This is a genomic window from Providencia sp. PROV141 (assembly GCF_028481645.1).
GTDB lineage: Bacteria > Pseudomonadota > Gammaproteobacteria > Enterobacterales > Enterobacteriaceae > Providencia > Providencia rettgeri.
Window position 1 is genome coordinate 214,642 of the sequence record NZ_JAMPPR010000022.1, and the last position, 14,731, is coordinate 229,372.

Below are 14,731 nucleotides of genomic sequence, written 5' to 3' on the forward strand. Positions count from 1 at the left end.
TTTTTTATATTGAAATACATTTCATCAACAATCAGGATAGATATAAATTATGACCGATTTATCAACAGTACAAAGTTTCATGGATAACATTGACTATAGTGAAAAAGAATCAATGGTTCTCTTGTCCGGGCATGTCGTATATGACCCACTAAAACGGACACTTTCTCGCGAAAAAAAAGTTATTAACCTTTCTGAAAATGAATCATGCTTACTAAAATTATTACTAATAAAAACAAATAGTAAAAGAGAAGTCATGTATGAAATTTGGGAAAAGAGAGGCACTATCGTAACGGAAAGTAGCTATTACAAGCTTGTCAGACAACTGCGCCAGTCCTTTAAAAAAGTCGAGCTTGATGAAAATTTAATTATGACTTTACCTCGAATTGGTATTTTATATACAGGGGAAAAATCAGAAATGCCGACACTTTCTAAACATGATACAAAAAAAAGCATTTACACCTATATGCGATATTTTTTCCAGAAGATGTTTATTCGCTCATCACTATAATTAGATTTCGCTAAAGAGAAAATATAATGTTAAATATTAGTCCCAATTTTTCAAAAAAATACTTTATTTCATTATTCGTACTTTTTATAGCTTTCATGCTATCCGCTTGTAGCAATAATTTAATGAGTTATTTTACACAAACTCCCACTTACCATATCAATGGTAATATTTATTCGCATTCTTACGATATTCCTGAAAATGCTACAATCACGCTGTCGTTGACGTCAATACAACAGAATGAAAATAATGCAAAGTCTAATCTGGATTACAGTTTTAAAACACAAAGTGCTGGACGTAGTATCGCATTTACAGTTGCTCTTCCTGAAGAATTTCAATCCAAACGATATACCTTAGGAATGAGTGCCAGAGTTGAAAAAGATGGTGAATTAATCATGATGAGTAATAAGCTTAGTCCAATACCTGAGAATTTATCTGAAATAGTATTACTTCCTGTAGCTGCTATTCAGCAATAGCAACACTCATTCCACCAAAACTAATTAAAAATATTCTATCCCCTCTTAATGGGGAATTATATTTACCGGCACTCAAACCAGCTCGAAATCCTTAACGTTGCCAAGTTGGTTATTAAGCTTCACTCATTGGGTTCTTCTAATAAATGTGGGAAATCGGCTATCGAGCTTTCAATCGCTCGTTTCGCCAAACTTTCTAGTGAGCTAAATAACTGTTCTGCCTCTTGTTCTGGTAAGTCCGCCGCTAAATAATCATTCCACTTATTTAGTTTAGAATTTAACTCATTCACAATCATTTTGCCAAGTGATGTCAACGAAACATGATAAACCCGTTTATCAACTAAGCTATTCGTTTTGGCAACCCACCCCTTAGCTAAAAATTTGCTCACACCTCGAGTCGTCACGGATTTATCCACAACCATAGCTTTTGTGATCTGCTCTAGTGTCGATGCATCATACTGATCAATATGTAAAATCATCAAACACTCAATGGCATTGATACCATAAGGCTCCCCCATCCATTTCATATAATGGTGAGCTGCTCGGCTAATCACCCCAAATACTCGAGCCTGTTCAGTACGCATAGCCCCTCTTTAGTTGATTTTATCAACTAATTAGTTAATAATCACCCTGATTTTAGTTGATTTTATCAACTAAATACCTTTTTAACACGCCAAATTTACTCATATTCTATGTCACAAATAATAACGTTACTGAATTCCTTAGGATTTAACCTAGCACGCTTTCGTTTTGCTGCCATTACTGCTTGTGCATCAATTTCCGCGCTGTTTATCGCACAATATTTAGAGTTGGTTCACCCTCAATGGGCAGCCATGACTGTCTGGGCTTCAGCCCAGCCTTGGCGTGAAAATTTACTGGAAAAAAGTTGGTGGCGTTTCGCAGGAACAGTCATTGGCGTGCTAGTTGGCATCATATTAATTCAACTACACATTATCAACCCGCTATTATTTATCGTAGGGCTGGCATTATGGTTAGGAGCATGTAGCGGTATTGGTCAACTGCAAAAAGGCTTTGTGGCCTATGGTACCTTTTTAGCTGGTTATTCAGCGGTCATGGTCAGCATGCTAAGTGTCCACATTACAGATAGCCTGTTTATGGTTGCATGGGATCGGCTATGGACTATCCTTGTTGGCGTTCTTTCTGCGGTGGTTTTCAATTTTTTATTTACACCAAAACGTGAACAAGAACCTGTTATTACACTTAAAAACCAAGTTGATACGCTGTTTTATCAAATTTTGCATCACACACTTGAGAGAAAAAAAACAATTAAGTCACAGGAAATTGACCAACTCTGGCAAGTGATGACAAGTTATGAGGAAATTCTAGAGACTAACCGCATCGGCTGGCATTACCACCGCAAACAAGTTGCTAAAGCGCGGCAAAAACTCATGATACAAAGCCAAATATTATTACATTTAGATAAATACCAATCTATTGCTCCCTTTTATTTTCCTGCGCAAGAGCCAACTGATACTCAATGGAAACACATTTTGTCACTGTGCCCTAATGGGGTACTTAAAATGCTGTTAGTCCCGCTTTACTATGCTACTTTTGGTAAATCAATCAAGAAGATAAATAAAACCGACAAATTAAAACTCCACCAAGATAAAATTTCAGCGTGGCATGCCTTTGCCCGTTCATTTATGGCAATCGCTGTAGTTGGCTTGTTATGGCTATGGACACAGTGGCAAGCTTTGGCTTATCTCACACTCGGTATGTCGGTGATGTTGGCGCTATTTGCTTCCCTTGATTACCCCGCAAGATTCATGAAAAATATTTTTACAGGGCAATTATTTGGTGCTATTGCCGCGTTAATCTGTACATGGTGCTTATGGTCATTTGCCTCTTCATCATGGCAAATGACCTTTTTCATTATTCCTGTGATTATTAGCGGCGTTATCATTTTTTCCCATAACCGCCTAATTTTAATTGCTTTTGATTACATCATGGTTTCGTTGATTTTACTGCAACCATCTTATCCTTTTTCGCTTTCATTCCCTCAAAGCATAGGTAATGCTATTGCGATAGTTTCAGGCCCATTAGTTGCAATGGCCGCTTTCGCGTGGGTTTACCCAACCAACCCGACCAAACGCTACCAGCAGTTAATGTATCTCTCTGAGCAACAATTTAAACAGGGAATCACAACCTTGACTCAAGGAAATAAGCCCTCCACAACCCAATTTATGCACCGTTTATTTAGTGGGTTATTGCTAGCAAAAAAAGCAAATCTTCCTGACTCACCGATATTCGATTTTTTTATTACTCGGCAAAGTATTTGGTTATACCTACTTATTGTACACAAGCAATTTGCACATCATGCATCAAAGAAGAGAGCCCTTATTGCACTTGAAAAACGTATTCAACAAAATCGTTTTGATTTGAAGAAAATAGCCACTCTCTTTCGGCATTTACAGCGTAACGAAAGTGATAATGAAGAGCTTGAGCAACTCGATAAATATGTGAAACACTATATAAAAAAGGGATATTGCCAAAAATAAAGCCAGACTTCATGCCACAATCATGCTGTAGATGGCACGATATTATTTGGTGGTGCAGGTTTTAAAAATAAAATAAGCACAAGTACAGCAATGGCAATAACAAGTGTCAGATTAAAGCCATTAATAAATGCCCCTACATGGGCTTCTCGAGTCACTAAAGACAATATATCAATACTTGTGGTATGAGAACTTAACTTAGCTTCACCAGTTTGAACTAATGCACGCTTTGCATCGAAAGATCCATCAAATGTAATGCGTAAATACGTGTTCATTAGTGCGCCAGCTAAAGCTGGCATTAATACTCTTGCAATTGAAACATAGGCACCTAAATGTAATGCAAATTGTGGCTGCATATTCACAACAAATGAGGAAATCAAACCAATTAACACCAAGCACTCGCCAATGGATTGTATCGTCAATAAGGGAACAAATTCATCAATCCTCCATTGATAATCCAGCTGCATTCCTAGTACACAGCTGTACCCAATAAAAACCACGCCAACGATCATCAATAATCGTGCATCAATACGTTTGGCAAGCCAGACTGCCACGGGGCTAAACAATAAATAGACGATAAACGCAAAATTGGTAATTTCACCAATTTGATATGATTTTAATCCGCCAATAGAAGATAAAAATGATGGAATAAACAAGGAATTAGCTAGCATTAAAACCCCGTATAAACACGCAATAATAAAACAAATACATAAATTGCGATTTGTTAACCAACGTGGGTGAGCAAAGGTATTATCAAAATATAAGGCTCGTATCATAAAAATGCCAAATAAAATAACACTGCTAACTAGGCTAGAAATAATAAATCCAGAGTCACTCCAGCCTAAGGTTTCCCCCTGAACAACGCCAACATACAGTAACAATAAACTACAAATTTTAAGTATCATTCCTCCCCAATCTGTTTGAGCGTATAGCGCCTGATTAATCTCACTTAACGGTAGCCCTTTCCATGCCAATATAAAAATAAATACAGTAAAAAATGCACATCCCCAATACAGCCATTGCCACCCAATAATGTCAATAAATGCTCCTGATACCCCAACTCCAACATCCATTCCTAGAGAAACTCTTAAGCTATAAGCCGCCATGACAATTAACCACATACTCGGTTGTAAATTCCTTAGCGCTAAGGAAATTGTCATGGGTAAATAAACGCCTAAATTAAATCCAATAATACTATGTACCACTAATAACTCTGCTAGCCCATAATTCCCTGCAATGAAAGGAAAACAGCAAAAAATACCTAATAGAGTAGCACTCGTCGCCATGAGTATTCTTTCTGCACCAAATACCACCATAAACCAAGGTGTTAATGTCATACTCGCTAATTGTGCAGCATTTAAAGCAATATTTAGCCATGTTCCCTCTTGCACATCGAGTGCAAATACTCCTCGAATATCTGCCAATGAAAGGGAAAACATACGAATAAATAATGTTGACAAAATAGCACCTAAAAATACAGAAACCACCGCTAACAAGGGTCTTATTTCCTTTGTTCCTTGAAATAAGTTGGCAAACATCTTATTCACCTTTTTTATCCGTACTTTGAGTATCGATATTAACAACCACGGACATACCTGGGCGGAGTCGTGTTAAATTATTCTGCCCAGATAAAAAATTAATATAAACAGGGATGCGTTGAACAACTTTAGTAAAATTCCCGCTGCTATTATCAGCAGGAATTAATGCTGACTCGCCACTGCTTTGTGCGCCAATATCACGCACAACCCCTTTAAATATAACGTCAGGAAAGGCATCAACCGAAACAGAAACAGTTTGCCCCGTATAAACATTTTTGAGTTGGGTTTCTTTTAAATTAGCAATAATATAAGGGATTTTATTGGGTGTCACAGTGACAATTTCTGTTCCTGGAGTCACGAGGCTACCAATATTTAATTTCACTTTATTAAGTTGCCCATCAAACGGAGCTGTAATGGTCGCATAGGAGACTTGTGTCTCTGCTTGTTTGAAATTTGCCAAAGCCACATCTCGTTCAGCAATTCGTATTTTTTCTTGCTGATTTAATACATGCCGTGACTGTTTCGCCTGTTCCCACTGTGCTTTCGCTGCCAGCTCTAACTTAATTAACCGCTGTAAATCCGAATTAGCATCCAAATAATTTTGCTGAGTGATCGCCCCACTACTAATTAATGATTTTCGCAGTAATGGGCTCCGTTTCATTTGTTGCACTTCAATAGTTGCTGCTTGATAACGATTCAATAGCATTTCAACAGTAAGGTCTTGTTCTTTAATTTCATTGGCTAAATTACTTAATTGCTGTTGAGCTTTTTGGTAATTAGCTTGCGCGATCTCTTGCTTGAAACGCTCTTCTTGATTATTAATTTCTGCTATGACATCGCCGTGTCGAACAAATTGGTAATCATCAACTAAGATACGAGAAACATAGCCTGTCATTCGTGATTTTAATATCGCTGAGTCCGCTTTAATATAAGCATTATTTGATTCTTGATAACGTCGACTACCTTGCCATTGCCCCCAATTTAAAGTCGTCAAAAAAATTAAACAACCAATGCATAACACGCTAAGCCAAGGCGTGAGAAAAATTATCTTTTGTGAAAAAGTGTTCGCTTTTTTTGTTGTCATTGGACTAACCTCAATCCCACTCAGTAACCCTATTAAATATTTTCAATAGAATAAATATCATCATCAATCTAACAACGTTAGGCTGATAAAGTATGTTAAACTAACACTGTTAGATAATAAAGTGCTAAATGAGAATTATTAATGAGAACTCCAAAAATCACACGTTTACAAGTACTTGAAACAGCATTGACCCTACTTAATACAGAAGGAATAGAAGGGTTAACCATGCGGAAGCTTGCTGATGCGCTAAATATTAAGGCCGCATCACTATATTGGCATTTTAGTAACAAGCAGGCTTTACTCGAAGGTATGGCTGACCATATTGTGGCAATGGTGGCTGTGGATTTTCCATATCGCAGTGATTGGGTAACCAACCTTATTGAAATCACATCGCAACTAAGAAATGCATTACTGCAGCACAGAGATGGGGCTCGCGTTTTTGCTGGAACATATGTTATTTCTAAAAATGTACTACGCATTAATAATGCTTTGATCAAGACTTTTATGCAGACAGGAATATCTGCAGAGAAAGCAGCTAGTTGCACTATGACCGTATTTTATTTCATTTTAGGTTGTTGTATCGAGCAACAAGCTTCCACCTTTTCAGCAGACAGTGATTTAATCAACAAAGAATCTGAGTTTAACCAATTATCTAAAGATAAATATCCCTATACATGGGAAGCTAAAGAAATGTTGTTTGCTAATAACTACGATGTTAGATTTGCTGACGGGCTACAGCTAATTATTAAAGGATTAAAAAATTAAGATCCTAAGGGCAACATTACGATGCCCTTAATACTTTATTTCAGGCCTAATCGTTTAGCTAGTCGATGTAAGTTAGCAATATCTAAAGATAATTCTCTAGCGCATGCAGACCAATTATGATGGTTTTGTTCCAGTACTTGTGTTATGACTTTACGCTGAAAGTCATCTGTTGCTTCACGTAAGTTTTTAGTTAATGGTATTACTTTCTTTGAGGTTTCCGTAAACTCGTACTCATTGTTATCAAAGATAAAAAATTGAGGCTGTAAGATAATATCACCAGTGTCAATTGAGGCACGAGCAAGGACAACGGCACGATGAATCGCATGTTCCAATTCACGTACATTTCCTGGCCATGAATAGTTGAGTAAATACCGTTGTAATGAAGAACTCAGCACCACACTAGATAAACCAAAACGCTGACGATATTGCTCACAAAAATATCCAGCTAATAAAATAATATCTTCACCACGTTCCTTTAATGGAGGAACAAATAGAGGAAATACGCTTAAACGATGGAATAAATCTGCCCTAAACCGCCCCTCTAATACTTCTTCGCGTAGATCACGATTAGTTGCCGCTAATACACGGACATTAACGCGTAAACTGCGGTCATCACCAACACGTTGAATATCACCATATTGCAATACTCGCAGTAATTTTGCCTGTAATGCTAATGATAACTCTCCAATCTCATCTAAAAATAAAGTGCCATTATCCGCCATTTCAAATTTACCGCTACGGTGACTAATTGCCCCAGTAAAAGCCCCTTTAACATGGCCGAATAATTCACTTTCTGCCACACTCTCAGGTAATGCCGCACAGTTTAAATAAATAAGAGGATGATCTGCTCGAAGGGATTTTTCATGAATGGATTTAACAACTAATTCTTTTCCTGTTCCCGTTTCTCCGCTAACCAGAACATTTAATTCTGACGCAGCAACAATATCGATTTCCTTTTTTAGTTGCTGCATACGAAGAGATAAACCGATGATTTCGGTTTCTCCTGACGGTTTAAATCGTATAGGTTTACTCGACAATATATTTTGGTTTTCAAGCTGTTCAATAAGTAATGCATTATTTAATGCCCCGGCAGCTAATGCAGCAATTAACCTAAGTGACTCATTATTAAATGCATCGAATTGGTCAGGTTCCATACCATCTAATGTTAATGCACCAATAAGATTTTGCCCCGCATACAAAGGTAAACCGACACAAGCATGGACTTTTAAGTGCTGATGATGAGGAATTAACCCATCGTATGGATCAGGAAGCTGGCTATCCGCAGGAAAACGTACTACATCGCCAGCTCTTGCAATTGCTTCAAGCCGGGGGTGTCCCGCCAAAAAGAATCGGCGACCTAAAACATCAGCCATTAATCCATCAATTGCTAAGGGAATAAATTGACCTGGTTCATAGCGCAATAACGCACAAGCATCGCACCCTAATGATTGCCTTAATGTGGTAATTAAACGCTGAAACCGATCCGCATGTTCCATACCATCTTGTAATTCTATTGCAATCTTTGCTAATGCTTCAACAGAAAAACCCATGATCTACTCCCCATAGTCAATTTGACAACAATTATAGTCATAATGACGATTATTGATACAGTCATTATGACTATAAATTAAAAATATTTATTTAAATTTATTTAAAAATCAATGTATTAAATGTTGGCATGAATATTGATTATATATTCCTATACTTTAAAAAATACAGGATAAAATTAATATGGCGATTCATGTAAAAAATAATATTCATTGGGTGGGTCAACGTGATTGGGAAGTACGTGATTTTCATGGTACTGAATATAAAACATTAAAGGGGAGTAGTTATAATAGCTATTTAATCCGCGAAGAAAAAAATGTCCTTATTGATACTGTCGATCATAAATTTAGTCGTGAATTTGTTGAAAACTTACGCTCACAAATTGATTTAAATGATATTGACTATATCGTGATTAACCACGCAGAAGAAGATCATGCTGGTGCACTAACTGAATTAATGCGCTTTATTCCTAATACCCCGATCTATTGCACCGCCAATGCTATTGATTCAATAAATGGTCACCACCACCACCCTGAGTGGAATTTTAAGATCGTTAAAACAGGCGATACGCTCGATATAGGTAACAATAAGCAATTGATTTTCATTGAAACTCCAATGCTACATTGGCCTGACAGTATGATGACTTATTTTACTGAAGATGCAGTGCTTTTTAGTAATGATGCTTTCGGGCAGCACTATTGTGATGAGCGATTATTTAATGATGAGGTCGACCAAAATGAATTATTTGAGCAATGCCAACGCTACTATGCCAATATTCTTACACCATTTAGCCGCTTAGTAATGCCAAAAATAAATGAAATTTTAGGCTTTAACCTACCTGTCGATATGATAGCCACGTCACACGGGGTAGTATGGCGTAATAACCCAAATCAAATCATTGAATTATATTTGAAGTGGGCAGCAGATTACCAAGAAGATCGCATCACTATTTTCTACGATACCATGTCAAATAATACCCGTTTAATGGCGGATGCAATCGCTCAAGGCATCAATGAGGCCGACCCTAATGTCGCAGTTAAAATATTTAACGTTGCACGCAGTGATAAAAACGACATTATTACTCATGTTTTTCGCTCCAAGGCTGCATTAGTCGGTACCTCAACCATGAATAATGTCATGATGCCCAAAATAGCAGGTATGCTTGAAGAAATTACTGGCTTACGTTTTTTAAATAAAAAAGCCGCTGCTTTTGGGAGTTTTGGCTGGAATGGTGGCGCTGTTGATCGTGTTCAAACACGTTTGATGGATGCCGGTTTTGATACCGCATTATCTTTAAAAGCAAAATGGAAACCAGACACAAAAACATTAGATGACTGCCGTGAGTATGGACGTAATATTGCTCGCCAATGGGCATTACCTGCATAAATTAACTAACAAAATAGCATCAGAATTTTATGATTTTTTAGAGGATACCTCATATGCAATTTAGAGATAAAACACTTGGACAACTCGCATTATCTATTCCTAGAGCCTCTTCTTTATTCCGCCAATATAATATGGATTACTGTTGTGGTGGAAAACAGACACTCAGCCGCAGTGCAGAAAAATTAAATTTAGATATAGACCTATTAGAAAGCCAATTAGCTAAATTAGCCACAGAAACGTTAGAAAAAGACTGGCGTAAAGCTCCGCTCGGTGAAATTATCGATTTTATCATTGTTCGCTATCATGATAGGCATAGAGAACAATTACCTGAGCTTATTTTACAAGCACAAAAAGTTGAACGCGTTCATGCAAATAAGCCAAGCGTGCCAAAAGGTTTATCAAAATACTTAGAAGCATTACTGGAAGAATTAACTAGCCATATGATGAAAGAGGAACGCGTTTTATTCCCTATGATAAAAAACGGGATGGGTCGAAATGCAGCAGCGCCAATTAGCGTGATGGAACAAGAACATGATGATGCTGGTGATATCTTAGAGGCCATTAAAGGCATTACCGATAATGTCACACCACCACCAGAAGCCTGTACTACCTGGCGTGTATTGTATAATGGTATCAATGAATTGATTGATGACTTAATGAATCATATTAACCTAGAAAATAATTTATTATTCCCAAGAGCACTCGCTGGCGAATAAACAAATAAAGGCCTATTTATATAATAGATAGGCCTTTATTTTAAATATTTTTTATATAATATACTAAAAATACCTATTGATATTGTTGCTTAATTTCTTGGGCAATTGCTAATCCACGTTTTGCTTCTTTTTCAGCAATTTCGACAGATAAGCCAATATAAGACCTCGGGTCGAGCATGGCTTTAATTTCGTCATTACTGAACGCTGCTGATATCACACTATTTTTGGTTAAATTAGTGTAGAAATCCTCCCCATCCGCTGCCGTTTTAATGGCTTCTTCATACAGAAGGGAATGAGCTTTATCTTTACCTAATTTTTCCGCCATCTTCATCATGACATATTCAGTATTATCAAGACCTTTATTTCTCAATACATTATGAAGCATTCTCTCTTCATGTGGCACAATCGTCCTCGAAAGCTCCTCAGTTCTTAATAAAATTTCAGTGGTTAATTCCAAAGCTTCTTCGATTAACCCATCAAATAACATATAAGAACTACTATCACCTTCATAAGGCCTTACCGCGGAATACATACCAACACTTGGTAAGGAATATAATTTCTGCGAGTTAGCGATAATTCCCTTTGCCAGTTTCGGGTTTATTTTATGTGGCATAGTACTACTGCCTACTGTTCCTTTGGTAAACCCTTCAGAAACTTCTGCAATTTCTTCTAACGTCGTGCTATAGACCTCTTCGCCGATTTTATGGCAAATATTCGCCATTAACGCTAAATTTGCCATATATTCAAGCTTATGGGTACTCAAATTTCTGGAGGGTACTTCCATGGCTTCCATCCCCACCAGCTCAGCGACACGCTTTTGTACCGCCATACCAACACCAGGCATCGAGTTAAATGCACCGACTGCACCACCCATCATGATAGTGAAAACGCGTTTTTCACACTCTTGCATCCGCTGATAACAGTCAATAAAGTCACTGATCCACACTGAAACTTTATAGCCGTAGGTTATCGGGATTGCATGGCGTCCATGCGTTCTTCCCGGCATCACCATATGTTTGGTTCTTTCAGCTAAATCCGCCAAGTTTTCGATAATTTCACCCAGTAACAACATAAATTTATGGTGTACGGTTTTCATCATATACAGCTGTGAACTTTGCTGAATATTTTGTGTGGTAATTCCATAATGGATATATTTACCACTTTCCTCAGAGCAAGCATTCACTAAAACTTTTAAGAAAGGTACAAAGCCATGACCTATTTTCTGGTAAATACGGCTCATTTCTTCAAAATCGATATTTTCGATTACGGCCTTTTCTTTAATTTCATTTGCCGCTGATTGAGGAATAAATCCCAGTTCAGCTTGAGCTTGGGCCAACATGGATTCAAACATTAACCAAGTAGAATATTTTGCTTCATCAGACAATAAGTCTTTAATTCCACGGTCATCGATAGTTTTACTTTTAGAATCGTATAATGCTCTCATTTCGTATCCCTTCTTTATTTCTTCATTGCTTCATCAACAGCATTGCGAACGAACTCAACCTTTGGTCCATATACGACATGGACGTGGTTTGCCGATGGAAAGAAGAATGCGGTACATCCTGATTCCAACATTAAATCTTTATCAATTTGGTTAACTTCTCCAACATCAATACGCATACGAGTAATACAGTTGTCTACATTACGAATATTTTGTTTTCCACCTAATGCTTGGATTAAAATTTCTGCGATTTCGCCATATCGTTTTTCTTTAATTAAGGTATTTTTCAGATTACTAGATTCTTCACGACCAGGAGTTTTAATATCAAATTTAATAATTGCCCAGTAGAAAATAAAGTAAGTGACGACGGCTAAACAGCTGCCGATAATAACAAGGAAGATCCAGTTAGTGTGCTCGTACAGCAGCCCAAAGATAGTAAAATCAAAGACGGTTCCACGAATATAACCGATACCGACCTCAGCCAATGAAAGTAACACCGCACCGATACCGACAATAATGGCATAAATTAAATACAGTAATGGCGCAATGAATACGAAGGTAAATTCGAGTGGCTCAGTGACGTTACCAAGCATTGCCGTTAATACCATGGTGACAAGCATGGATTTCACTTCTGCGCGGTTTTCTTTCTTCGATGTTTTATATATAGCAAGCGCAATTGCAGGGAATAGGAACAATGTAACCAACATTTGTTGCTGCGCCATAAAGCGAGTCAAACTTGGCATCATCGCCCAATATTCGCTATCCGGGCCTTGGTTAAATAGTACTTCAGTTAATGCAGGGACAACACCAACAAAGGTTTGGCCATCAATAATATAAGTCCCACCCGCTTCAGTGAATCTAAACAAAACGTTCCATACATGGTGTAAACCAAATGGAATAAATAAACGTTCACCCCCTGCTGTAAAAAATGGCCCCACTGGACTTAAAAATACTGCAGAGAGCTTCATTAAACCTTGAACTAATACTTCCCAAATAAACGGTAATAGCGCTCCCACTCCAATCATTAAGCCTATCATAATAATAGAAACGGATTTTTTACCAGAAAAGAAAGCGAATGCAGTCGGTAACTCAAGGTTATAAAACTTATCGGTGGCCCAAGCGGCAATCAAACCAGTAATAATCCCTCCGGCGGCACTGATATTTAAAGTTTGTATGCCAAGAACTTTAATTTGCCCTACTTGACCCATCATTGCAGGGTCTGCAAGTTTGCCGGTAAGGACTAGCCAAATATTCATGGTAATGATCAGCGATAAGTAACCGACTACCGAGGCAAAGACAGCAATCCCCTTATCTCGATGGCTCATCCCATAGGCCACCCCCATAGCAAATAACAGGGGAATATTATCAAAAATAACACCTGCGATTGAACGAATACTGACAAGTAATGCATTAACCGTTTCATTTCCAAGAAAAGGAAAACGTGCAATCATATAAGTCTGCACTAATGCACCACTGATACCCAATATCATACCAATAGGGGCTAATACACCTATCGGAAGGAGTAATGTTCTCCCAAAGCGTTGAATAGATTCACCAAACTTTTTTCTGGCCATACTGTTTCCTTATGACTTCTATTATTAGAATTAAAGGCATACTAGCTTGGGGGGGTTATAAAAGAAATGATGTCACGGTTTTAAAAATTATCTTAGGTCATAATTAATGACCTATGTCATTTTAATATAAAACTAATTGCCAAAAATAAAAATGAAAGACAGGTGAAATTTTTTTAGGAAGTAAAAAAGGAAATTTAAAGTAGGTTTTCTAATTCATTGATAAGTAAATCAACGAGAATAAAAAAGCCGATTCTGGATTTTGTATCATCTCTTTTAGTATCAAAATTATCGGCAAAACAAAACAGAGTGTTATCAGTATAAGTGGTTAATTCATTGGTATTAAAGGCTGTCATGCTAATGATATTAGCCCCTTTTAACTGCACAATTTTTGCTGTTTCAATAATTTTTTTGGTTCCCCCAGATAGCGAGATAAAAATAACAGTGTCATCTTTGCTAACTAATCGAGTGAACGAATCAGATAAATTGTAGTCATTAATGAAAAAACAGTGTAAACCTAACGCAAATAGCAAATGCTCAAGGTAATAACCAACCGCTTTACTTGTTCCTCTTGCAACAATAAAAATATTTCTCGACTTATGTAGTATTTTAGCGCAATCACTAATTTGCTCTTCATTAATTAACGTAAAACTTTTATTAATGTTTTTTTCGAGTTGTTTTTTATAAGATGATGAGATAATTTTTTCAGTTTTATTTTTTGTTAAAATGTAATTATTAATCTGAAACTTAAGTTCTTTAAACCCACTGAACCCTAATTTTTGCGATAAATTAATGATAACTGTTTTAGAAACAAAGGTTTTAGCAACCAGTTCATTAATATTTAAGTAAGGGATATCTGTAATGTTATCAGTCAGGTATTTTAAAACTTTTTTTTCGCTAATGGTTAAATTATCGTAATTTTTTAAGAAATCCAACATATCCCCCCCTTAATCAACCTAATCAGCCCAGAAGTCATTCTTTTTATAATAATAAAGTCAATATAGGCAGCCAATTGGTTGATTATACGTTAAATGACCAACCAATGTTGAATTTAAGAGGTGATTTTTGTGAAATGCGACAATAATCGAGGAAAAATTGGTATCACAACAGGTTGTTTCCTTTGTGATACCTTTTATACAAATAGTTCAGTTACCTCATCAGCACCATTACAAACACAGTACGTTGAGT

General features: G+C 37.0%; 12 protein-coding genes and 1 pseudogene. 6 read left to right on the forward strand and 7 right to left on the reverse strand.

Translation table 11 applies throughout. The annotated features are described in order from the left end of the window. Positions 1 to 79: 79 nt before the first annotated feature. Both PSF09_RS15770 and PSF09_RS15775 read left to right on the forward strand, forming a co-directional pair. Complete coding sequence (locus PSF09_RS15770) at positions 80 to 508, forward strand: winged helix-turn-helix domain-containing protein (protein WP_272666206.1); 429 nt, start codon at positions 80 to 82, stop codon at positions 506 to 508. 26 nt (positions 509 to 534) lie between these two features. After that, entirely contained in the window at positions 535 to 981 is a 447-nt protein-coding gene (locus PSF09_RS15775; RefSeq protein ID WP_272666196.1) for a YbaY family lipoprotein, read from the forward strand. A 119-nt stretch (positions 982 to 1,100) separates the two neighbouring features. Here the strand turns inward: PSF09_RS15775 and PSF09_RS15780 are convergent, their stop codons facing one another. Next, positions 1,101 to 1,562 carry a MarR family winged helix-turn-helix transcriptional regulator gene (locus PSF09_RS15780; RefSeq protein ID WP_272666197.1) on the reverse strand — a complete coding sequence of 154 codons (462 nt, stop codon included), beginning with the start codon at positions 1,560 to 1,562 and terminating at the stop codon, positions 1,101 to 1,103. Between the two features lie 108 nt (positions 1,563 to 1,670). Here PSF09_RS15780 and PSF09_RS15785 point away from each other — a divergent pair, with 108 nt between their 5' ends. Continuing rightward, entirely contained in the window at positions 1,671 to 3,497 is a 1,827-nt protein-coding gene (locus tag PSF09_RS15785) for an FUSC family protein (protein WP_272684134.1), read from the forward strand. A 20-nt stretch (positions 3,498 to 3,517) separates the two neighbouring features. Here PSF09_RS15785 and PSF09_RS15790 read toward each other — a convergent pair whose 3' ends face one another. Together PSF09_RS15790 and PSF09_RS15795 are read right to left on the reverse strand one after the other, a co-directional pair. After that, positions 3,518 to 5,032 (reverse strand): MFS transporter, encoded by a 1,515-nt coding sequence (locus PSF09_RS15790; protein WP_272666199.1) that lies wholly within the window; start codon positions 5,030 to 5,032, stop codon positions 3,518 to 3,520. Position 5,033: 1 nt separating this feature from the next. Then, on the reverse strand, positions 5,034 to 6,116 hold the full coding sequence (locus PSF09_RS15795; RefSeq protein WP_272684135.1) for an HlyD family secretion protein: 1,083 nt from the start codon (positions 6,114 to 6,116) through the stop codon (positions 5,034 to 5,036). A gap of 141 nt (positions 6,117 to 6,257) precedes the next feature. Here PSF09_RS15795 and PSF09_RS15800 point away from each other — a divergent pair, with 141 nt between their 5' ends. Continuing rightward, positions 6,258 to 6,881, forward strand: a complete 624-nt coding sequence (locus tag PSF09_RS15800; RefSeq protein ID WP_272684136.1) for a TetR/AcrR family transcriptional regulator C-terminal domain-containing protein — start codon at positions 6,258 to 6,260, stop codon at positions 6,879 to 6,881. 35 nt (positions 6,882 to 6,916) lie between these two features. On the opposite strand, the gene norR is transcribed toward PSF09_RS15800, so the two are convergent. Next, entirely contained in the window at positions 6,917 to 8,431 is a 1,515-nt protein-coding gene (gene norR, locus PSF09_RS15805) for a nitric oxide reductase transcriptional regulator NorR (protein WP_272666202.1), read from the reverse strand. 181 nt (positions 8,432 to 8,612) lie between these two features. On the opposite strand from norR, the pseudogene norV reads away from it, so the two are divergent. Both norV and ytfE read left to right on the forward strand, forming a co-directional pair. After that, positions 8,613 to 9,806 (forward strand): annotated as a pseudogene (norV, locus tag PSF09_RS15810) (anaerobic nitric oxide reductase flavorubredoxin); the annotation flags it as partial. Between the two features lie 62 nt (positions 9,807 to 9,868). Continuing rightward, the gene (ytfE, locus tag PSF09_RS15815; RefSeq protein ID WP_210840322.1) at positions 9,869 to 10,531 is read left to right on the forward strand and encodes an iron-sulfur cluster repair protein YtfE; all 663 of its coding nucleotides are present in this window, start codon (positions 9,869 to 9,871) and stop codon (positions 10,529 to 10,531) included. A 73-nt stretch (positions 10,532 to 10,604) separates the two neighbouring features. Here ytfE and PSF09_RS15820 read toward each other — a convergent pair whose 3' ends face one another. The 3 genes from PSF09_RS15820 to PSF09_RS15830 form a co-directional block, all read right to left on the reverse strand. Continuing rightward, positions 10,605 to 11,975: a class-II fumarase/aspartase family protein gene (locus tag PSF09_RS15820; protein WP_210840323.1), complete on the reverse strand. Its 1,371-nt coding sequence runs from the start codon at positions 11,973 to 11,975 to the stop codon at positions 10,605 to 10,607. A 14-nt stretch (positions 11,976 to 11,989) separates the two neighbouring features. Beyond that, positions 11,990 to 13,546 carry a PTS transporter subunit EIIC gene (locus PSF09_RS15825; protein ID WP_004266208.1) on the reverse strand — a complete coding sequence of 519 codons (1,557 nt, stop codon included), beginning with the start codon at positions 13,544 to 13,546 and terminating at the stop codon, positions 11,990 to 11,992. A gap of 194 nt (positions 13,547 to 13,740) precedes the next feature. Further along, positions 13,741 to 14,481: a MurR/RpiR family transcriptional regulator gene (locus tag PSF09_RS15830; RefSeq protein ID WP_272666203.1), complete on the reverse strand. Its 741-nt coding sequence runs from the start codon at positions 14,479 to 14,481 to the stop codon at positions 13,741 to 13,743. Between the last annotated feature and the right edge of the window lie 250 nt (positions 14,482 to 14,731).